We start from the raw sequence: 21,253 nt of genomic DNA, 5'->3' as shown, positions 1-21,253 counted from the left end.
TCTTAATTTTTTAATCGTTCTCTATTCTTCTTTACCTTGATAGATCGGGATGATATGGTGCGTGCCTCACGGTCCTGATCCATTACACAATGGATTCCTCGCTCTTTCATCCCGGGATTATCATGGATATGCTGCGATGAGAATTTACCATCTCTACGGAAAAATAATTTCACACACAAAAATGCCATTGATATAGCAATAATTAACGTGCTCAATAGTATAATCTCAATCATAATCCGTAACTTTGCGGTTACAAAGATAATGTAAATTAATCAATTATTAATTAAAACAGTAATAAAAAAGAAAAAATAATGAATAAAAGTGACTTAAAGCCGATTGGTGTTTTTGAGCAATTTGCCCATATAAACAATATTCCGCGCCCATCAAAGCGCGAGGAAAAGATGATTGAATATCTTAAAAACTGGGGAGAAAGCCGTGACTTGGAAACGAAAGTGGATGCAACTGGTAATGTGATTATAAAGAAATCCGCAACTCCCGGATATGAAAATCGTAAGACTGTTATTCTTCAAAGCCACATGGATATGGTATGTGACAAGCTTGTGGATGTAGAATTTGATTTTGACAAGGACCCCATAAAGACATACATTGACGGTGATTGGCTTAAGGCTGAAGGTACGACTCTTGGTGCCGATGACGGTATTGGAGTAGCCATCGAACTTGCGGTATTGGATGCCGATGATATAGAACATGGCCCGATAGAATGTGTTTTTACCCGTGATGAAGAAACACAACTTACCGGTGCAAGCGGAATGCAGGCTGGTTTCATGAATGGCGACATGCTTATAAACCTTGACAGTGAGGATGAAGGACAGTTTTTTGTTTCATGCGCTGGTGGAAGAAGCACAACAGCCACATTTGAATTTACAAAAGAAAATGCGCCTGACAATTACTTTTTCATACAAGGTTCTATAAAGGGGCTTACAGGAGGACATTCAGGTGATGATATAGATAAAAAAAGAGCTAATGCGATAAAGGTTCTCGGCCGTTTCTTATATAATGAGCTGGAAAAGTATGATATTCGTCTGGCTGAGTTTAATTCGGGAAAAATGCACAATGCAATTCCAAGAGATGGTAAGTTTATAATAGCTATCCCCAGTGATGTAAAAGAGAAAGTGCGTGTGGATTGGAATATATTTACAAGCGATGTTGAAGATGAGTTTCATGTATCCGATACAGAGATGATCTTCAATATGGAGAGCGTCGAAGCCCAAAAGATTCTCCCCAAGATTATTTCGGATAACATTATACGTGCATTGCAAGGTGTGGATAATGGGGTTTTTGCAATGTGCCAGGATGAAGCATTGTCCTATATGGTCGAGACATCAAGTAATGTCGCAAGTGTTGTGACAGAGGATAGCAAAATGACTGTCGTTTCATCACAGCGAAGCAATGTTATGAGTAATCTTGAAAATCAATGCAATACAGTAAAAGCAATATTTGAATTAGCGGGAGCAAAAGTAGTGCAAAATGACGGGTATCCGGCATGGAAGATGAATCCAAACAGCGAACTAACGAAAATTGCTGTAGATACATATAAGAATTTATTTGGTAATGAGCCAATAGTAAAAGGCATTCATGCCGGATTGGAGTGCGGACTTTTCTCTGAAAGGTATCCACATCTTGATATGGTTTCATTCGGTCCTACCCTGCGCTATGTGCACACACCGGAGGAAAGGCTTTACATACCATCGGTACAGAAAGTGTGGAATCATCTGATAGAAATACTTAAAAGCATTCCTTTGAAGTAAATGAGATTATTGTATCACATGTTTATTGTTGTTATGTTGTTGTCCGTTTTATCATGCGGACAACAACATAAAGCAGAATCGGTAGTGAAAGGTTTTATGGAGAGAAACATGTTGGACGGTAAGAAACCTTCCAATATTGTGTTTCATGATATTGATTCAACCACATATATTACAGACTCATTGGTGTATATAATGCGGAATGTACTGAAACAATCTGATAGATACAGTCATGATATTACATATTCATCGACCAATATGGACGGTTATCTGAAAATTATCCGCGTTGAATATAAATTAGACGGGCAAAAATATTCAGACAGTTACTATTTGGATAATAAAATTACAGGCGTTGTTTCACTCAAATGTAATTGAGTGCTATAAAGAAAATCTCAAAGAAATAATCTAACTGAATTGATATCATTATGCAAAATAATGAAAAATACATGGTTTCCGGAAAAATGTTCATTTAAAATTTGCATGTATCAAATAAAATGCCTACCTTTGCACCGCATTTGAGAGAAAATGCTACGGTAATTAAATCCGGAAAGGAAGTTTGGGTGAGTGGCTGAAACCAGCAGTTTGCTAAACTGCCGTACGAGTTCATCGTACCGGGGGTTCGAATCCCCCAGCTTCCGCGGAGAATAGACTGTAAATTTAATGGTGGATTCATCTAATGGTTAGGATACAAGATTCTCAATCTTGGCATAGGGGTTCGATTCCCCTATCCACTACAAAAAAGAGTTTCAAGGTATTCTTGAGACTCTTTTTACTTTTTACAATTGAATAGGAAACATGGATAGTGTCAAGGAACGGTTTAATAGAACAGAAGCTCTTCTTGGTAAACAAGCAATGGAGAGATTATATAATAGCAAAGTAGCCATATTCGGAGTTGGCGGAGTTGGCGGATATGCAGCGGAAGTGATAGCACGAAGCGGTATAGGATATATTGATATATTTGATAGTGATAGTGTTTCTGCCACTAACATAAACAGACAGATATATGCCCTGACAAGTACTATCGGACAGTACAAAGTGGATGTGGCGAAGAAAAGGATTGAGGATATAAATCCGGATTGTATTGTGAAGACATACAAGGTATTCTATTTGCCGTCCAATGCAGATCAAATAGATTTATCCAAGTATGATTATGTGGTGGATTGTATAGATACAGTTGTTGCCAAGGTTGAATTGGTCGTACGCTGTAATAAACAGAATATTCCTATAATAAGCAGTATGGGGGCTGGAAATAAACTTGACGCTACGGCATTCAAAGTGTCAGACATAAGTAAGACTAAAATAGATCCGCTTGCAAAAGCAGTCAGAAAGAGACTTCGTAAATTAGGTGTGGAACATCTAAAAGTCGTGTATAGCGAAGAAGTCCCAAACATGACATCGTGTCAATCCACAGAACTAATGCCGGCAAGTAATTCTTTTGTGCCAGGTGTTGCAGGTCTTATAATTGGAGGTGAGGTCATTAAAGATATAATACATTGCACTAATTTATTATGAGTAGATATTTAAATTGCATTTTTATTGCAGGACATAATCATATAGAGCCATTAAACATCAAATAAATGCGATGAACTTATATATGGATAATTGCATTTATATTAAAAATGAGCATCCTCAAGCAAATTAAAAATAGCATGACAAGCTTTGTTTGTCATGCTATTTTATTTATGGTAATAAAACAATCAGAGTTTTAATGAACTCTTTATCGCATTGATTTTATTTTCTGCTGCACTACAGCATCTGTCGTAACATCCAGAACACTTCATACTATTATCTTTTATCTCTATATAGAACTTTATCTTCGGCTCTGTTCCTGAAGGGCGCACACTTATTTTTGTGCCGTCTTCACAGAACCATTGAAGCACATTACTTGTTGTTGGCATATCAAGTTTTGTCTTTGTGCCATTTGCATTTGTCTGTTCTAAAGTCTGGTAGTCTTTACATACAATGACCTTACTGCCACCTATCTCCTTTGGAGGTTCATTGCGGAAGTCAGTCATCATTTGTTTAATCTCATCAGCTCCGCTCTTACCAGGTTTCACTACATTAATTGTAAACTCTTTGGAGAAACCATATTCGGCATATATATCCATCAAGATATCATACAAAGTCTTACCTTTATCTTTAGCGTAAGCGCAAATCTCGGCAAGTAATGAACATGCTGAAACTGCATCTTTATCACGGACAAAGTCTTGTGCCAGGAAACCATAACTTTCTTCTCCACCGCCAATGTATTGCTGTTTACCCTCAGATATGGCGATTTCACGGGCTATCCATTTAAAACCAGTATAGCAATCACGCATTTCTATATTTTGTTTTTCAGCAATCTCGCGGATAACCTCTGTGGTAACAATTGTTTTTACGATGAAATCACCATCTCTCATCTTACCGGTAGCCTTTCTATTGGTGATTATATAATAAAGGAACAGTAAACATGTTTGGTTTCCATTTATTAGAATCCACTCTCCCTTATCATTCTTGCATGCCATACCAACACGGTCTGCATCCGGATCACTTGCCATAACAACGTCTGCATCCATTGCCTTGGCATCGCGCAATGCAAATGTAAGAGCTTCACCATTCTCTGGATTTGGAGATACAACAGTGGGGAAGTCACCACTTTTCACCATCTGCTCTTCCACGCAATGAATATTTTCAAATCCCCATAACTTTAACGAACGAGGTATCATTGTCATTCCAGTACCATGTAATGGAGTATAGACTATTTTGAGATCCTTTTGGCGTTTTATAACTTCAGGATCGATGCAAATCTCCTTTATGCGCTCCAAATATATCTTGTCAATATCCTCACCGATAATCTGAATCAACTCTTTATTTCCGGAAAACTTAACATCATCAATGGTAACTTTATTGACTTCATCTATGATGCCGGTATCATGTGGTGCCAATACCTGCGCCCCATCTTCCCAATACGCTTTATATCCATTATACTCGCGTGGATTATGACTTGCGGTAACATTAACTCCAGCTTGGCATTTTAGGTGTCTTATGGCAAATGAACATTCCGGTGTCGGACGCATATCATCGAAAAGATAAACTTTTATTCCATTTGCCGAGAATATATCTGCGACTGTTTCTGCAAACTGGCGACTATTATTGCGGCAGTCATGACATACAACGACAGATATATCCGAACGATCCGCAAAGTTTTTCTTCAGATAATTGGCAAAACCTTGTGTTGCCATACCGACAGTATATATATTCATGCGATTACTGCCGGCTCCCATAATGCCGCGTAATCCTCCAGTTCCAAACTCTAACTCTTTATAGAAACATTCTATCAAATCGGTTTTATCCTCATTCTCCAGCATCCTACGAACAGAAGCTTGTGTCTCTTGGTCAAAAGCCGGGGTTAGCCATTGCTGTGCTTTTTCCGTACATTGTGAAATAAGTTGTGTGTTATTTTCCATAATTTTATAAGTTAAAAATCAAATATTATCATTTTACAAAGATAACGTTTTTACTTTAAAGTAGAATTGCCAATGAGGCTTATTTTTTAATTTTTTAGTATTTTATCTATTTCATCGAATTGCTTTCCCATATTGAGATTTAAATAAATACGATATAACGCATGTCCCCACTTGTCTTTATTGTCAGGCGCATATTCACGATATTTCTCTAAATATGGTCTTGCCTTTTTGTATAAATTCTTAATTTGTTTCTTGTTCTTTGAAGTTTGTTTATCCCTTTCTAAAATCAATATTTTATTCAGATAAGCCGTACCGGCATTAAAATACGGCTCAGGAAGTGTGTCATTTTTTTGTATTAGCGAATCACTTAACGATATGCAATCGTCATATTTACCAATATTAAGTAATACAGTAGACTTTGCCAGCATAAACAATTCGTTGTCACTATCAACAGCCAGAGCCTTGTCCGCCAGGAGTAAAGCCTCATTCAGACTATCCGCATTTGTGTAATAATCCATCAATCGTGACAAGAAATACGGGTATTCTGGATATTCCTTAAATCCGGTCCGTAATACTTGCACATACTGTGCGTCTTTTTTTTCAGCTTTATATGCTTCGGCAATAAACCGTAAGGTATATTTTTTCTTGGATATATTATGTAATGCCGTATCTGCGTACATAAGTGTTTTTTCGGGATTATTCATTTTAAATCCGCAATATGTGGCCCAATATGCCGCATCTGTCATACGCTTATCGTTATCCTGATAGTCATAACCTGAAAACAATGGTTTTCGGTCACATTCTATGTATGTGGAAAAGAAATCAAAAGCAGTTTTATAATCTGTTTTTCTTATATAATATGTCCCGCCGTAAAAAAGATTAGGTCGCAATGTGTTTAACTCCGAAGCGTGTTTACGGCGATATTCCAAAACTACACGTCCTTTTTTATCAGGAATGGCATCGATGGAATCAAGCGTTTCAAGTACTGTGAACATACGCTTTGTCAGATTGAATATGGCAGCCGTATCATATTTCTGTTTTAGATAAAGCTTTTCATTACCGACTTCGTATTGCTTTTGCAGTGCTTGATATAAAAGCAAATATATTTTAGGATTAGTCCTACAAACAGAATCTTTGGCCAAAAGCTCGGTCATCATTTTTTCCGCTTTTTCCAGTTCCTTGCCACTCTTTATATAAGACCGTGCTTGAGACATCTCTTTTCGTTGAGCTCTCAAGCACGGTGTTATCAATAGTAAGAGAAGCGTTAATAATATCAGCTTCTTCATTTAATGGTTATATGTTTATTTTTTAGTTGCCAAGCAGTTTCTCCATTTCTGCTGATTTCTCCTTGTTACCCAATGAATAATAAATTTGGTACAAAGGATATGCCCAGTTTACTTTTTCACGTGAAGGATCCTGTTCTTTGGCTTTTTCCATATACGTCAACGCCTGATTCAGAACCTCCTTCACTTTATTCAGGTTTGCTGTCGTAAGACCACCGGTCTTCTTATCAGCTAACTGATCTTTCAGTTCTATGGCTTTAGAGTTGAGACATACTCCGATGTTGAATATCACTTGGATGAAGTTTGGGTCTATCTCAAGGGCTTTCTTATATGATTCTACGGCCTCATTCCATTTTTGACTGTTCATCTCGGCCTCACCTTTCAAAGCCCAAGCCATTTTATTATTCGGATCGGCAGTAATCTCTTCTTCCAGCCATTTCATGCGCTCAGCCTGACGTCCAGGAGCTGAATAATATTCCATCAAAAGATTGAAATACTTATCTTCGTTAGGCTTTTGTTTATGAAGATCTTTCAATATTCCCACATAAGCCAAAGAGTCTTCCTTTGTTTTGCAATTCTCTTTTTGTGAGAATAAAAGTATTTCATTGGCGTCGGCTGCTTTCGCCGAGTCCTGAGCCGCAATTTTGGCATATTTAACTGCACTTGCATAGTCTTTCTTTTGATAAGATACCAAACCGGCAAAATATGCAATCTCTGCACGATATTCATCTTTTGTCAGATCAATATCCGTAAACATAGGATCCTCCGCACTATCAATATACAAAGTCCATGCCTTTTGAGCATTGTCAAGATTTTTGTGGTTATACTCAAATAGTCCTGCCTGTATAAGATTCAGACGTCCCATTTGGTATCTGTCCTGATTGGCTTTTCTGAAACGTATTTTTACTTTTCCCTTCTCGTTTGGTTGCCTGTCAAACTCATCACATTTCAAAGCGGCCTCCATTGCAGCGATAATACTTCTATGCATGCCAAGAGTATCGTATGGAGTGTTATCTTTCTTTATCTCGCTTTCAGCTTTCTTCTGCTGAATGCCCGCAAACTTCTGATAATGAATATTGTTAAGTGTATTCCATGCCGCAGCCTTATCGGTTGTGGCATCAGATGTCAATGCGGGAGTAATGATTTTCAGTGCTTCTTCAAATTCTCCCTTGTCACAAAGCTTTTGTGCTTCCTTTACCACATTGTCTTGGGCAAAGGCTGTGGCGGACGCTGCAACAGTGACTGCCATCATAATCAGTTTTTTCATCGTTTTATAGTTTTAATTAAACATTTGTCTGTACCATTTTATTCTTCACCGAATTCTACGATTGGAGCCGTTTCGTCAGGATGAATTTCCGACGCGTCATCAGAATCAGACATATTATTATTATTTGCTTGTGATGCACTTGCTTCCGATGCGGTCTGTCCATCTTGCTCCATTATCTCAGCGTCACCTGCACTCATCACCTTGCAAACACTTGCAATAATATCGTTTTTCTTTGTGAGGTTTATCAGTCTGACACCTTGTGTCGCACGCCCCATTACACGTACATCGGCAACTTTCAAGCGTATCAATATTCCGCTCTTGTTGATAATCATGAGGTCATTTTCATCGGTCACAACCTTAATCGCAACCAGTCGGCCAGTCTTTTCCGTGACGCTCAATGTTTTCACACCCTTTGCTCCACGGGCCGTTTTCCGATAGTCCTCAATCTCGCTACGCTTTCCATATCCGTTTTCGCTTACAACCATTATGGTCTCTGTTTGCGGGTCGTTGACACACACCATGCCTATCACCTCGTCGTCACCATCATCAAGGCGCATACTGCGCACTCCGGTAGACACACGTCCCATCACACGTACGTCTTTTTCATTAAATCGTATCGCACGGCCGTTACGGTTGGCTATGATCAGTTCGTTATTACCGTTTGTCAACCTGACTGCCACGACTTGATCGCCTTCCATGATATTTATGGCTATTACGCCGTTTGTGCGCGGGCGGCTATATGCTTCAAGGCATGTTTTCTTTATTATACCGTGCTTTGTCGCAAATACTACGTAATGACTTTTGAGGAACTCTTCGTCATTAAACTTCTTTATTCTCAAAACTGCATTGATGGCATCGTCGGATTCAATATTGAGCAAGTTCTGTATAGCTCTGCCTTTCGAGTTCTTTGCCCCCTCCGGAATTTCATAACATTTAAGCCAATAACAACGTCCTTTCTGAGTGAAGAAAAGCAATGTGTTATGCATTGTAGCGGGATATATGTATTCCGTGAAATCAGCGTCACGCGTCTGGGCACCCTTGCTTCCTACTCCACCGCGGCTCTGTTCCTTAAATTCAGAAAGAGCCGTGCGCTTGATATATCCCAAGTGGCTGATTGTAATCACGACTGGATCATCCGGATAGAAATCCTCCGCATTAAACTCTTCGCTCGAATACTTTATTTCAGTACGACGCTCGTCACCATATTTCTCTTTTACTTCCAGCAACTCGGCTTTCATCACCTGCTTACACAATTCAGGATTGTCAAGTATCTCCTGTAAGTGGGCTATGAGTTTTTCAAGTTCCTCGTACTCTTGATGCAACTGATCCATGCGAAGGCCGGTCAACTGGCTTAGACGCATGTCAACAATTGCCTTTGCCTGAACATCGTCAAAGTCGAAACGTTTCTTGAGGTTTTCGATAGCATCTTGCGGAGTCTTGGACGTACGGATAAGATGTACCACCTCATCGATATTATCGCAGGCAACTATGAGCGCTTCCAGAATGTGGGCACGGTCTTGCGCTTTCTTCAAATCAAACCTTGTCCTGCGGATCGTCACGTCATGACGATGCTCCACAAAATACCTCACGCAATCTTTCAAGGAAAGAAGTCTCGGCCTGCCTTTCACAAGGGCGATACAGTTCACCGAGAAAGAACTTTGCAGTGCTGTCATCTTAAAAAGTTTATTAAGAATGACATTGGCGTTTGCCTCTCGCTTTACGTCAACGACGATACGCATACCCTGACGTCCCGACTCGTCGTTTACATAGCTGATGCCTTCTATTCTTTTTTCATTTGCCAAATCTGCTATATATTTCACGAGATCAGCCTTGTTTACGCCATAAGGAATTTCCGTCACCACGATTTTATCATGAGTGTCTCCTGTCTCGATTTCGGCTTTGGCTCTCATCACAATCCGTCCGCGACCTGTATCGTACGCGTCTTTCACTCCTTGTATACCATATATATATGCACCGGTCGGGAAGTCGGGAGCTTTGATATACTCCATAAGCCCGTCTGTGTCTATATCCGGATTGTCTATGTAAGCGCAACAGCCGTCTATTACTTCCGCCAGATTGTGTGTCGGAATATTGGTCGCCATACCCACGGCTATACCATTTCCGCCATTTACCAGCAAATTAGGTATTTTTGTCGGCATTACGGTCGGCTCCTGCAACGAGTCGTCAAAGTTGTTCGTCATGTCTACGGTGTCTTTTTCCAAATCATCCATGACATGCTCTCCCATTTTAGATAGTCGGCATTCGGTATAACGCATTGCTGCCGCTGAGTCTCCATCCACAGAACCGAAGTTGCCTTGACCGTCTACCAATGTATATCTCATGCTCCACTCCTGTGCCATTCTGACAAGAGCGCCATATACGGAAATATCTCCGTGCGGGTGATATTTTCCTAACACCTCACCGACAACACGTGCGCATTTCTTATACGGCTTATCGCTGCCGTTACCGATACCCATCATTCCATATAGGATACGGCGATGAACAGGTTTAAATCCGTCGCGAACATCCGGAAGAGCACGGGCTACGATTACAGACATCGAATAATCAATATATGAGGATTTCATTTCTTCCTCAATATTAATTTTTATGATTCTGTCTTGGTCTAATGTTTGATCCATTGATTGTTATTTGTTTTTATTGTTATCTGCTTAGCTGCCACAAGGCCGGCGGTTTACCGCTGAAATGCCGTTTAAGGCACTTTTAAGCCGTTCTGACGCGTTTTTACATCTTTAAAGCCTTCAAAATTACTACTTTTTTCAGACATAAAGAAACATTTAAACAATTTTATAAGTACACGTGTACTGCCATACAGACCTTTACGGCCTCGAAAATGGTGTTGCAGTTGTACTGTGATAATGGATTTTTAGGAATAAAAACAAATATGCACGTTACATTTGGCAACTATGCCACGTTAGCCCCAGCATATTCGTTATCATGGCTTGACATGCTCGAATAATAATCTTCAGCCAAGAAAAAGTATAATGGCGGTTGGTGCAAATATTTTAGAGGTATGTAAAAATAATGTCAAATACATTATAATTCCGTTTAGACATAACTTATTATAGAAAAAGATGTAAACCGACGGATTACACTATAATTTTTGACAACTTACTGTAGTGATTTCAGGCAAAAATAGTTTCAGTTGTATTTAGATAGTGGTTGTATTCCGTTTGGATACCCGTTGCATTGCGTTTAGACGCTAAATGCAGAGCAACCGGTATCCGAACGGAATGCAATAAATACTTAGATGAAGAACACTTTGTGACTGATTTGTAATAAAATAATATACTTTATTAAAGTAAAAGGCGAGACTACACGTTATGGTGGAGTCTCGCCTGTAAATCAGTATGGTGGTGAATTATATACTATATGCAGTAAACAATAAATACATGATAGGTCTGAACAGTTACTGAAAGCAAACCGACATCAGTTAAATCAAATTTTAAAGTCTGGAACATTAGAGTTGCAGCGTTTTTAAGACACGCTATTTTGTCAATATTTATCATGCAGTCATAGGGGCGTTTGTCGTTTAACAGTATGCAAATATAATACGAAATAACATATAAAGCAAATATGTTTGCGATACATATTACGATACCACAGCCAATATTCTTGTATATACCGGTCGCAGAAGCCGTATTGACTTATTAAATAAATATCAGTAAATGACACAAGAATATTCCTTAATGAATAAGGCAACGAACGCAATATAACAAATATTTAATAGACATAACATTCCGTTTGTGTACTTTGGCATGGCTTTTGCTTTCTTACGCTTATTAATTAATAGATTGTTTAATTTAAAGAGAGAGGATAAATAATGACAAGTCAATTTTCGCCCAAAGTATCAGAGATTCTTGCTTATAGCAGGGAAGAAGCCGCGCGCTTGGCAAGTCGCTCTGTCGGTCCGGAGCATCTTCTTCTCGGATTGTTGAGAATAAAAGAGAGTCCGGTAATAGATGTATTCAACAGGTTGGACATTAATATACAGTCTGTAAAGGCTGGCCTTGAAAACAAAGTGCGTGAAGATGAGATTGGTGTACCAATCAACACATCGGAACTGGTATTGAATGAAAAAGCAAGCAACATACTGAAACTTGCCGTTCTTGAAGCACGTATACAGCGTACACAACGTGTTGACGAGCAACATCTGCTACTTGCCATACTTCATGATAATGTAGATAATGGAGCTAAAGAAATACTGGAAATAAACAACATGAATTACGAAGATGCCATGACAATGCTTCAATCCAAAGGACATATACAAGACGGCATAGGATTACCTGATGAGGAGGAAAGTGAATTTGAGCAGGCTGACCCACATGGTGGTGGAAGCCGGGGAGACATGAACGCAAAGAATTCTCAGACTGCCACTCAAAACCGTAAGTCCCAAGGTAAAACACCTGTCATAGACAATTTCGGGGTTGACATGACAAAAGCAGCTCTTGACGGCAAGCTTGACCCGGTTGTCGGGCGTGAGCGTGAAATTGCCCGCGTGATAGAAATTCTTTGTAGAAGGAAGAAAAACAATCCCATACTAATAGGTGAGCCAGGTGTTGGCAAAAGCGCTATTGTTGAGGGATTGGCACAGCTTATAGCTGCTCGCCACGTATCTCCGATGCTGTTCAACAAGCGGGTGGTCAGCCTTGATATGACCGGCATTGTGGCAGGAACAAAATACAGAGGACAGTTTGAGGAACGTATAAAGGCATTGATAAAGGAAATAGAGACAAATCCCGATATAATTATATTCATAGATGAGATTCATACCCTTGTGGGAGCGGGATCCACTCCTGGAAGCATGGATGCCGCAAATATATTAAAACCGGCGTTGGCAAGAGGCACAATACAATGTATAGGAGCGACAACACTTGATGAGTATCGCAATAGCATCGAAAAAGACGGCGCACTTGAAAGAAGATTTCAGAAAGTTCTTGTCGAACCGACAACAAGTGATGAGACTTATGCTATATTGAAAAATATAAAGGGTAGATATGAGCATCACCACCATGTGGAATACACAGACGAGGCACTGCATGCTTGTGTCAAGCTGACAGAAAGATATATTACAGACAGGCAATTCCCAGACAAAGCGATAGACGCTCTTGACGAGGTCGGTTCGAGAGTTCGTCTCGGCTCTATGACGATTCCACCGGAAATAACCGAGAAAGAAAAAGAAATAGACATAATAAAGGATAAAAAACAAGCTGCGGTAAGAAACCAGAACTTTGAACTTGCCGCTGGTTATAGGGACCGACAGACGGAGTTGGAAGCAGAGCTGAAAGAGCTTAACGAAAAGTGGACCAATGGTGAAAGTAGTGACAGGCAGACTGTAACCGGCAGTGACGTGGCCGATGTTGTGTCGATGATGACCGGTGTTCCAGTACAGCGCATGGCAGAGGCAGAGGGTATACGACTTAAAGGAATGTCAGAAGAACTTAAAGGAGTCGTTATCGCTCAGGAACCGGCTATTGACAAGATTGTAAAGGCTATACAGAGAAACAGAGTCGGACTGAAAGACCCCAATCATCCGATTGGCGCTTTCATGTTCCTCGGGCCTACAGGTGTGGGCAAGACATATCTTGCAAAGAAACTTGCAGAGTTTATGTTTGGTTCATCAGAGGCTCTTATAAGAATAGATATGAGTGAGTACACCGAGAGCTTTAACGTATCCAGACTTATCGGCGCACCTCCGGGATATGTCGGTTATGAGGAGGGAGGACAACTCACGGAGAAAGTGAGGCGCCACCCCTACTCTATCATATTGCTGGACGAGATTGAAAAAGCTCATGGCAACATATATAACCTGTTGTTGCAAGTGCTTGACGAGGGACGGCTGACAGATGGAAACGGCCGCTTCGTAGACTTTCGTAATACGGTGATTATCATGACGAGCAATGCCGGAACCAAGCGATTGAAAGAGTTTTCGCGTGGAGTAGGTTTTAATGCGTCTGATGGTGGACTTGCTCTTAACGACAAAGATAAGGAATATGCTCGCAGTATTATCCAAAAGTCACTGAGCCGTCAGTTTTCACCGGAATTTCTCAACAGGCTCGATGAGATTATCACTTTCGATCAGTTGGATATGGATGCGATTAAAAAGATAATCGACATTGAGCTTAGGGGATTGTTTGGACGAGTAGAGGCCATGGGGTATCAACTTGATATCAGTGCCGAGGCCAAGGAGTTCGTAGCGTCAAAAGGATATGATGTCCAGTTTGGTGCACGTCCTTTGAAACGTGCCATCCAGACATATATAGAAGATGGATTGGGCGAAATGATAATCAACGGCGAATTGAAAGCCGGAGATAAAATCACGATAACCAAGCAGGAAGGTAAGGAAGAACTTGCATTCACTATCTGACATACAGAGTGGAATGTATTGGATAAGAGACAATATTCGTACTATCGAAAAAGCGAATACTCACTATAAATAACAGAAAAAGGGGGATTTATATCCTGGGTAAAACGACAAATAAGTCTGCCTCAAAGCATTTTTATAAATGTTGGGGCAGACTTTATTTATATTTCATACATTCAAATGATACGACAAGAGCGTTCTTCGTTTTATCGGATATACAGTGACGGGCATCAGGTCTTTCGTTTACCAGCCACACGATGGCACCTGAAGCATCAGTAAGAACGAGTTGTTTTTTCTTTTGAAACAGTGTTTTTTTCTTGTCGGTAAGATAATCGCTGACAAGCTTTGAGCCTCTCATGCCAAACGGAATAAACCTGTCTCCGGGGGAAATTATACGCAAAACAAGCGGAAATTCTATTTCGGAAGCATCAAGACATACTTTATTTTTATCGCGGGATATAACGAAATTTTCATCAACCATTGTTTGTGTGATTGATATTCTGCCTAAATCAGACAAAATATAAGTACCACATTGTGGAATTTTCAATGATTTAAAGACCTCGGCATGAGGTGAGACAATTATATGACAACGATCTATCAATAATTCAAAATCACCAGAAGCAAATAGCTTTCCCGGTTGCGAACCAACACTGTGATATATTTGTTCTACTTGCATTGCCGTAAAATGATAATCCTTCAGTATCTGGTGCAACAAATATTCCGGTGACGGTTCTTTAAGCAGACTCTTTATATTTATATATAAACAATCATCCTCGGCTACCCTATTGACGACACGTTTAATGCCCTTGGATATAGCATCGTCAAAAATCTTGACCGCTTCAGCCATGTATTCCGCTGTACGTCTTATATTTTCCGATGCCTTTGGATTGATGCATTTGAGCATCGGTATCACATTAAGACGGAACTTATTTCGCGTGGCTTCATCAGTTAGGTTTGTGCTATCGGTGACATAAATCTGTTTTTTGTGCTTCAAATAATTTTCTATATCACCACGGTTTACGCATAAAAAAGGACGCTTGATATTTCCATTTACGGCTTTGATACCCGACAATCCGTGTATCCCCGTACCGCGGACCAGATTCATCAACACGGTCTCAACAGTGTCATCACTATGGTGTGCCACACAAATGTCAACTGCATCAATATTCTTTCGTAATTGCTCAAAATAAGAATAACGCAATTTTCTGGCCGCAAGCTCGATGCTTACTTTATGCAGACAAGCATATCCGGTTGTATCAAAGTGAGTTAAGTGGAATGGTATATTATTCTTATTGCATAGCTCACGAACAAAATCCTCATCCCTGTCAGATTCTTTTCCACGCAGATGGAAATTGCAATGGGCCGCCTCCACGCAAAAGCCCAATTCGGATAATACCAATAATAAGGCCACACTATCAGCGCCACCGCTCACCGCCACAATATGAACGCGGTCTTTATCAAGCAAATCAAGTCGCTCGATATATGCAGAAACAATACTTGCTAAATCCAAATTCTATTCCACATAAAGCACCAGTCCTTTGAGATATTCTCCCTCAGGATGATATATATTAACGGGATGATCTGCCGGCTGATGAAGCTGATGCATTATTCTCACATTACGTTTAGCCATTGCAGCTGCGGTAAATACCGCATTGCGGAAATTATCTTTAGTCACAACCTGACTGCAAGAGAAAGTAAATAATATGCCACCCGGCTTGATTTTTTCAAATGCCTTGACATTAAGTCGTGTATAACCTTTAAGAGCGTTGTGCAATGCCGCACGATGCTTCGCAAATGCCGGAGGATCCAATATTATCAAATCGTAATTGTTTCCGGATTCTTCAAGATACTTAAAAGCATCTGCACAATAAGCCGCATGACGATTATCACCGGGATAATTCAACTCGACATTACGTTCTGTAAGCTCTATCGCTTTTGCGCTGCTGTCTACAGAATGCACCAATTCCGCTCCTCCACGCATAGCGTAAAAAGAAAATCCACCGGTATAACAAAACATATTAAGCACCTTACGGCCACGGGCATAGCTTTCCAATAAAGCTCTATTCTCACGCTGATCTACAAAAAAACCTGTTTTTTGTCCTTTTAGCCAATCGACATGGAATTTCAATCCGTTCTCTATCGCAATATTATCCTCGGAATTTCCATATACAAAACCGTTCTCTTGGCCAAGTTCCGCTTTATAAGGTAAAGTCGTTTCGCTTTTGTAATATATGTTGTCAATACGGTTTCCCATCACAGTGACCAAACTGTTGGCTATCTCATTGCGACAAACATGCATACCCACGCTATGTGCCTGCATTACGGCGGTTTTCCCATATATGTCTATAACCAATCCCGGCAAGTTGTCTCCTTCGCCATGCACCAAGCGATAAGTATTATTATCGGATGAGTCAGCCACTCCAATGCATACCCTTACCTCCAATGCCGACTGTAATTTGGATTGCCAAAATAAAGAATTAATATCACATTCCTGAAAAGACAATACCCTGACAGCAATAGAGCCTATTTGGTAATGTCCCAAAGCGATAAACTCTCCGCTATCTGTCAACACTTTTACTATATCTCCTTCCTCAATACCCGGTTCAGCATGCTTTATCGCACCGGAGAAAACCCATGGGTGAAAGCGTTTGAGACTGTCTTCCTTACCCTTTTTAAGATATATTTGCCTGTACTTCATCTTGCACTTTTATAAGTTCATAATCTCCGGTTTTTTCCAACCTAATAAGTTCTTCATATAAATTTATACAACTCCAAGCGTCAATAGCCGCATATTGCTTCTGCTTGTCGCTAAGTATGTCTGCATCCCAATTAGTCAGTCTTTGGGCCTTGCTTATCTTTTGCCCGAAAAAATTGGCATATAGCTTTTGAAGACTCAAATCCTCCACCCCGATTTCCTTTACATGCTTCTGCAAATCAATAAAATATCCCGGAGTGAACCTAGCTACTTTATGAAGCATAGATATATCATCGTTAAGCGACAGGCCGATCTTCGGTACGGTAGTATCTTCAAGCAACCGTATTATTGAAGGAGACATACCCGTATGCTTTAAACGGAATAAAAAACAAATGTCGTGAGAAGCTATTTGAAGTAGAGAAACATTGTGTACGACACCCCGTTTAAACGACGGGCGCGTCTCTGTATCCACTCCTAAGATAGGCTGAGACAGCAAGTATTCCACTGCCCTTTCGGCTTCCGTAGGAGTCAAAACGACAACAATACGTCCCTCAAATGCAACACGTGGCAACGTATTTATCTGCGTTTTGTCATATTTACTGTATAATGTTTTCTTCATTTTCAAGTCTTTTCGACTTGCAAAATTACAAAAAAGCAATGAGTTTATAATCAAATATGACTTTTTTCTGCTAATTTTGCAGAATAAATTTATTCATCGAAATAGAAAATGGTAGCGAGAAAGAAAAAGAGTAAAACATATTCATTCGGTAATGTATTAGGCATCAACAATATATTCAATAACGAGAAAATAAACTTCATTACAGGTCTGGCGGCATTTGTGTTCGCCATTTTTCTAATAATGTCATTTATCTCATTTTTCTCCACTGGTGCCGCCGATCAGAGCCTGATAGAAACTCCCCGTGCCGGAGAGATTATGAATGCTGAGAGAGAGTTTCAAAACAGTTGTGGCTCTTTCGGCTCGTATCTCTCATACTTTTTTATAAAAAGAAGTTTCGGACTACCGGCATTTTTCATTCCTGTGTTTTTCATTCTCGTTGCAATGAAACTCATGAGAGTGTATAATGTGGTTCTTTTGAAGTGGTTTATGTGTATGATGAGTATTATGATATGGGCTTCAGTAGTGTTGGCCAAATTCATAACTCCGTTGTTTATAGACAGTTGTTTCAATCCTGGAGGCGATCATGGAGCATATATATGTATTTGGATTGAAAATCTTATAGGCTCCCCGGGCCTAACCGCTTTATTGGGATTGACTGCAATTATTTTCCTTACATACATAAGTGCCGAGACGATTTATGTAGTAAGAAAGATACTTAATCCCGTGAAATTCTTTACTGACAGGGTAAAATTCACAGTAAGCAATAATGAATGTACTGCAGAGAATAAAACGGAAATACCCCTCGATATATTAGAAGATCCGGAGGTTTTTGACAATCCGGCACCTCAAACCGTTGAGTTTGACACCGAAGAAAGTATTACGGCTGAAACTAATGTGGCTAAAGAAGTACCTTTCGATTTACCTGTTGAAAAAGAAAATGATAGTATAGATATAAAAATTGAGGCCGCCAAGAATGAGGAAAAAGCTGACGGCAAACTGCTTGTAGACACAGATCACGACCTAATCACTCCATATGACCCCAAGCGCGACCTTGAGAACTATCATTATCCTACACTTGATTTGCTGAAAAAATATGATAATGATGGTAAGCCTTATATCGATATGGTTGAACAAACGGCAAACAAGAACCGTATTGTGGAGGTTTTACGTAATTTTGGGGTGGAGATTAGCAGCATTAAGGCTACTGTCGGTCCCACAATCACGCTATATGAGATAACACCGGCACAAGGTGTCCGTATTTCTAAAATAAGAAATCTTGAAGATGACATCGCATTGAGCTTGTCGGCTTTGGGTATCCGCATCATAGCTCCAATTCCAGGTAAAGGAACAATCGGTATTGAAGTTCCGAACGCAAAACCGAATATTGTCTCGATGGAAAGCATACTCAATTCAAAAAAATTCCAGGAGACGACGATGGAATTGCCTTGCGCGATAGGCAAGACAATTACAAATGAAGTGTTCATGTTCGACCTTGCAAAAATTCCACATTTGCTTGTAGCCGGAGCCACAGGTCAAGGAAAATCAGTAGGACTAAACGCAATAATAACATCATTATTATACAAGAAACATCCAGCTGAGTTGAAAATTGTGCTCATTGACCCGAAAAAAGTGGAATTCAGCATATACGAACCTATTGCCAATCATTTCCTTGCAAAAGTACCTGATGACGACGCCGAACCTATCATAACAGACGTAACGAAAGTAGTCCGTACTCTGAATAGTCTCTGTAAAGAGATGGACACTAGATATGACCTGCTTAAAGCTGCCGGCGCAAGGAATATAAAGGAATATAACAAGAAATTCATTTCACGCCAGCTAAATCCTCAGAACGGGCACCGTTTCATGCCATATATTGTCGTGATAATAGATGAGTTTGGTGACTTGATAATGACAGCCGGTAAGGAAATAGAACTTCCAATAGCACGTATTGCCCAGCTGGCTCGTGCAGTCGGAATACACATGGTCATAGCGACCCAGCGACCTACGACGACTATTATTACCGGTAATATAAAAGCGAACTTCCCCGGACGTGTGGCTTTCAAGGTAAGTGCCATGATAGACTCAAAGACGATCCTTGACCGACCCGGAGCCAATCAGCTAATAGGCCGTGGCGACTTATTGTTCCTCAATGGCAACGAGCCTGTACGTGTGCAATGTGCATTTGTGGATACTCCTGAAGTGGAACGGGTCAATCTTTTTATAGCCGGCCAGCAGGGATATGTAACTCCATTCGAGTTGCCTGAACCGGATGTCGAATCGGGCGAAGCCATTGGCGGAGCGTCGGATGTGGACATGCAACATCTCGACCCGATGTTTGAAGATGCTGCTCGGCTGATTGTGCTGAACCAGTCTGGAAGTACAAGCCTTATACAACGCAAGTTCTCTATTGGATATAACAGAGCGGGCCGTCTGATGGATCAGCTAGAGAAAGCTGGTGTCGTGGGAGCAGCCATGGGGAGCAAGCCACGTGAGGTGCTGATACAAGATGAAGTAAGTCTGAATAATCTTTTAAGTTCGATAAGAAAATGAAAACAATATTATTTACGAAAAAAATAGGCATGGTTTTCATGCTCACATTAATATGTGGAGTTGTCACAGCTCAATCTGCAAAAAATGTACTGGATAAGGCCGTTGCAGTAATAAGCAACAAGGGGGGAATATCGGCAGACTTCAAAATGACCGGTAAGCAATATGGTAATCTTAGTGGTTCGATAGCCATGAAAGGTCCCAAAATACAGGTAAAGAGTCCTCAAGCCATTGTGTGGTTCAATGGAAAGACCATGTGGACATATATAAAGAAAAATCAAGAAGTGAATGTGACCACACCTACCGCAAAAGAGATACAGGCCATAAATCCATATAATTTCATTAATATGTACCGCAAAGGGTATGCCTGTTCGTTAAAGAAAAACGGTAATAATTATCAAGTACATCTCACTGCCACGAACAATAAACAATCAATCTCGGAGATGATTGTAACAGTCAATGGTAAAACTTATATTATTTCACAGTTGAGAATTAAACAACCCAAGGGCTGGACTGACATTACTATAAAGAACTTCAAGAAAGCGAATATCAACGACGCTGTATTCACCTTTAATACCAAAGACTACCCACAGGCAGAAATAATAGATTTGAGATAGGCATATGAAAACTATTCTTATACTCATTGGGCGGACTGTAAACAAGCATTTCTGTGCCGGAATAGATGATTACACCGAGCGCATTGGGCATTACATGCCTTTTGAAATCAAAATAATACCTGACATCAAAAACACAAAGAACATCACGGAAGAACAGCAAAAACAGGCTGAAGGTGAGCTTATATTAAAGCAAATACAGCCGACTGACACCATGGTTCTCATGGATGAGAAAGGATATGAGTATCGGAGTGTAGAGTTTGCCAAGTGGATAGAACAGAAACGTAACTCAGCCCGCAGACTTGTATTTGTGATAGGAGGAGCTTATGGTTTTTCGGATGCCGTATATAAAAGAGCCAATGAGAAGATTTCATTGTCACGGATGACATTTTCCCATCAAATGGTAAGGCTCATATTCACAGAACAGTTATATCGGGCATGTACAATTATAAAGGGTGAGCCATATCATCACGAATAATGAATATAATTATGAATAACTTGTATATCCTCATATTCGCCTTCCACCATCAAATTAGTAATAATAAAATCACGAAAAAAGGTCCTTATTTTTTTGTGAACCAGGTTTTCCGTGACCAGTCCCTACCCTGCAATTCTTTATTCTAAAGTACAAGTT

At 40.1% G+C, this 21,253-nt stretch carries 14 protein-coding genes and 2 tRNA genes; 8 read left to right on the top strand and 8 right to left on the bottom strand.

What is annotated here, in order from left to right:
• Window positions 1-2: 2 nt before the first annotated feature.
• Window positions 3-233, bottom strand: a complete 231-nt coding sequence (locus tag MoGM_RS13385) for a hypothetical protein (protein ID WP_104369885.1) — start codon at window positions 231-233, stop codon at window positions 3-5.
• A gap of 78 nt (window positions 234-311) precedes the next feature.
• On the opposite strand from MoGM_RS13385, the gene MoGM_RS09730 reads away from it, so the two are divergent.
• The 4 genes from MoGM_RS09730 to MoGM_RS09710 all read left to right on the top strand — a co-directional run bounded on the left by MoGM_RS09730 (window position 312) and on the right by MoGM_RS09710 (window position 3,278).
• Window positions 312-1,769, top strand: coding sequence for an aminoacyl-histidine dipeptidase (locus tag MoGM_RS09730; protein ID WP_104369884.1), 1,458 nt, complete (start codon window positions 312-314; stop codon window positions 1,767-1,769).
• Between the two features lie 547 nt (window positions 1,770-2,316).
• Window positions 2,317-2,404 (top strand) — tRNA-Ser (locus MoGM_RS09720).
• Between the two features lie 24 nt (window positions 2,405-2,428).
• Window positions 2,429-2,500: transfer RNA gene (locus MoGM_RS09715), tRNA-Glu, on the top strand.
• A 61-nt stretch (window positions 2,501-2,561) separates the two neighbouring features.
• A complete protein-coding gene (locus MoGM_RS09710; RefSeq protein WP_104369882.1) occupies window positions 2,562-3,278 on the top strand; it encodes a ThiF family adenylyltransferase in 717 nt (238 codons plus the stop codon).
• A gap of 185 nt (window positions 3,279-3,463) precedes the next feature.
• On the opposite strand, the gene MoGM_RS09705 is transcribed toward MoGM_RS09710, so the two are convergent.
• The 4 genes from MoGM_RS09705 to gyrA all read right to left on the bottom strand — a co-directional run bounded on the left by MoGM_RS09705 (window position 3,464) and on the right by gyrA (window position 10,401).
• Window positions 3,464-5,212, bottom strand: a complete 1,749-nt coding sequence (locus MoGM_RS09705; RefSeq protein WP_104369881.1) for a phospho-sugar mutase — start codon at window positions 5,210-5,212, stop codon at window positions 3,464-3,466.
• A gap of 86 nt (window positions 5,213-5,298) precedes the next feature.
• On the bottom strand, window positions 5,299-6,498 hold the full coding sequence (locus tag MoGM_RS09700) for a hypothetical protein (protein ID WP_104369880.1): 1,200 nt from the start codon (window positions 6,496-6,498) through the stop codon (window positions 5,299-5,301).
• A 22-nt stretch (window positions 6,499-6,520) separates the two neighbouring features.
• Complete coding sequence (locus tag MoGM_RS09695; RefSeq protein ID WP_104369879.1) at window positions 6,521-7,762, bottom strand: tetratricopeptide repeat protein; 1,242 nt, start codon at window positions 7,760-7,762, stop codon at window positions 6,521-6,523.
• 38 nt (window positions 7,763-7,800) lie between these two features.
• Complete coding sequence (gene gyrA / locus MoGM_RS09690) at window positions 7,801-10,401, bottom strand: DNA gyrase subunit A (RefSeq protein ID WP_104369878.1); 2,601 nt, start codon at window positions 10,399-10,401, stop codon at window positions 7,801-7,803.
• A 1,202-nt stretch (window positions 10,402-11,603) separates the two neighbouring features.
• Here gyrA and MoGM_RS09685 point away from each other — a divergent pair.
• A complete protein-coding gene (locus tag MoGM_RS09685) occupies window positions 11,604-14,147 on the top strand; it encodes an ATP-dependent Clp protease ATP-binding subunit (protein ID WP_104369877.1) in 2,544 nt (847 codons plus the stop codon).
• 154 nt (window positions 14,148-14,301) lie between these two features.
• Here MoGM_RS09685 and tilS read toward each other — a convergent pair whose 3' ends face one another.
• Genes tilS through MoGM_RS09670 form a run of 3 tightly spaced genes read right to left on the bottom strand, consistent with a single transcriptional unit; the run spans window position 14,302 to window position 17,458 of the window.
• On the bottom strand, window positions 14,302-15,654 hold the full coding sequence (gene tilS, locus MoGM_RS09680) for a tRNA lysidine(34) synthetase TilS (RefSeq protein WP_104369876.1): 1,353 nt from the start codon (window positions 15,652-15,654) through the stop codon (window positions 14,302-14,304).
• A 3-nt stretch (window positions 15,655-15,657) separates the two neighbouring features.
• Window positions 15,658-16,842 (bottom strand): class I SAM-dependent rRNA methyltransferase, encoded by a 1,185-nt coding sequence (locus tag MoGM_RS09675; protein WP_104369875.1) that lies wholly within the window; start codon window positions 16,840-16,842, stop codon window positions 15,658-15,660.
• Window positions 16,817-17,458, bottom strand: a complete 642-nt coding sequence (locus tag MoGM_RS09670) for a 3'-5' exonuclease (RefSeq protein WP_104369874.1) — start codon at window positions 17,456-17,458, stop codon at window positions 16,817-16,819. Before MoGM_RS09670 ends, MoGM_RS09675 begins: the two co-directional genes overlap by 26 nt.
• Before the next feature lie 108 nt (window positions 17,459-17,566).
• Here MoGM_RS09670 and MoGM_RS09665 point away from each other — a divergent pair, with 108 nt between their 5' ends.
• The 3 genes from MoGM_RS09665 to rlmH are packed head-to-tail and all read left to right on the top strand — an operon-like array spanning window position 17,567 to window position 21,097.
• Window positions 17,567-20,008 (top strand): DNA translocase FtsK, encoded by a 2,442-nt coding sequence (locus MoGM_RS09665; protein WP_104369873.1) that lies wholly within the window; start codon window positions 17,567-17,569, stop codon window positions 20,006-20,008.
• On the top strand, window positions 20,005-20,622 hold the full coding sequence (locus tag MoGM_RS09660; RefSeq protein ID WP_233210245.1) for a LolA-like putative outer membrane lipoprotein chaperone: 618 nt from the start codon (window positions 20,005-20,007) through the stop codon (window positions 20,620-20,622). Before MoGM_RS09665 ends, MoGM_RS09660 begins: the two co-directional genes overlap by 4 nt.
• A gap of 4 nt (window positions 20,623-20,626) precedes the next feature.
• The gene (gene rlmH / locus MoGM_RS09655) at window positions 20,627-21,097 is read left to right on the top strand and encodes a 23S rRNA (pseudouridine(1915)-N(3))-methyltransferase RlmH (protein ID WP_104369872.1); all 471 of its coding nucleotides are present in this window, start codon (window positions 20,627-20,629) and stop codon (window positions 21,095-21,097) included.
• Window positions 21,098-21,253 lie beyond the last annotated feature (156 nt).

This window comes from Prevotella sp. MGM1 (assembly GCF_002933775.1).
Lineage (GTDB): Bacteria > Bacteroidota > Bacteroidia > Bacteroidales > Bacteroidaceae > Prevotella.
The sequence above is the reverse complement of the archived record's forward strand: the minus strand, read 5'-3'. Positions and strand labels throughout refer to the sequence as shown.

What these genes read in the sequence shown, in the direction of transcription:
- MoGM_RS09670 (WP_104369874.1), bottom strand. Translation starts at nt 17,458, where the DNA reads ATGAAGAAAACATTATACAGTAAATATGACAAAACGCAGATAAATACG.
- rlmH (WP_104369872.1), top strand. Translation starts at nt 20,627, where the DNA reads ATGAAAACTATTCTTATACTCATTGGGCGGACTGTAAACAAGCATTTC.
- MoGM_RS09695 (WP_104369879.1), bottom strand. Translation starts at nt 7,762, where the DNA reads ATGAAAAAACTGATTATGATGGCAGTCACTGTTGCAGCGTCCGCCACA.
- MoGM_RS09730 (WP_104369884.1), top strand. Translation starts at nt 312, where the DNA reads ATGAATAAAAGTGACTTAAAGCCGATTGGTGTTTTTGAGCAATTTGCC.
- MoGM_RS09665 (WP_104369873.1), top strand. Translation starts at nt 17,567, where the DNA reads ATGGTAGCGAGAAAGAAAAAGAGTAAAACATATTCATTCGGTAATGTA.
- MoGM_RS09700 (WP_104369880.1), bottom strand. Translation starts at nt 6,498, where the DNA reads ATGAAGAAGCTGATATTATTAACGCTTCTCTTACTATTGATAACACCG.
- gyrA (WP_104369878.1), bottom strand. Translation starts at nt 10,401, where the DNA reads ATGGATCAAACATTAGACCAAGACAGAATCATAAAAATTAATATTGAG.
- MoGM_RS13385 (WP_104369885.1), bottom strand. Translation starts at nt 233, where the DNA reads ATGATTGAGATTATACTATTGAGCACGTTAATTATTGCTATATCAATG.
- MoGM_RS09685 (WP_104369877.1), top strand. Translation starts at nt 11,604, where the DNA reads ATGACAAGTCAATTTTCGCCCAAAGTATCAGAGATTCTTGCTTATAGC.
- MoGM_RS09675 (WP_104369875.1), bottom strand. Translation starts at nt 16,842, where the DNA reads ATGAAGTACAGGCAAATATATCTTAAAAAGGGTAAGGAAGACAGTCTC.
- MoGM_RS09710 (WP_104369882.1), top strand. Translation starts at nt 2,562, where the DNA reads ATGGATAGTGTCAAGGAACGGTTTAATAGAACAGAAGCTCTTCTTGGT.
- MoGM_RS09660 (WP_233210245.1), top strand. Translation starts at nt 20,005, where the DNA reads ATGAAAACAATATTATTTACGAAAAAAATAGGCATGGTTTTCATGCTC.
- MoGM_RS09705 (WP_104369881.1), bottom strand. Translation starts at nt 5,212, where the DNA reads ATGGAAAATAACACACAACTTATTTCACAATGTACGGAAAAAGCACAG.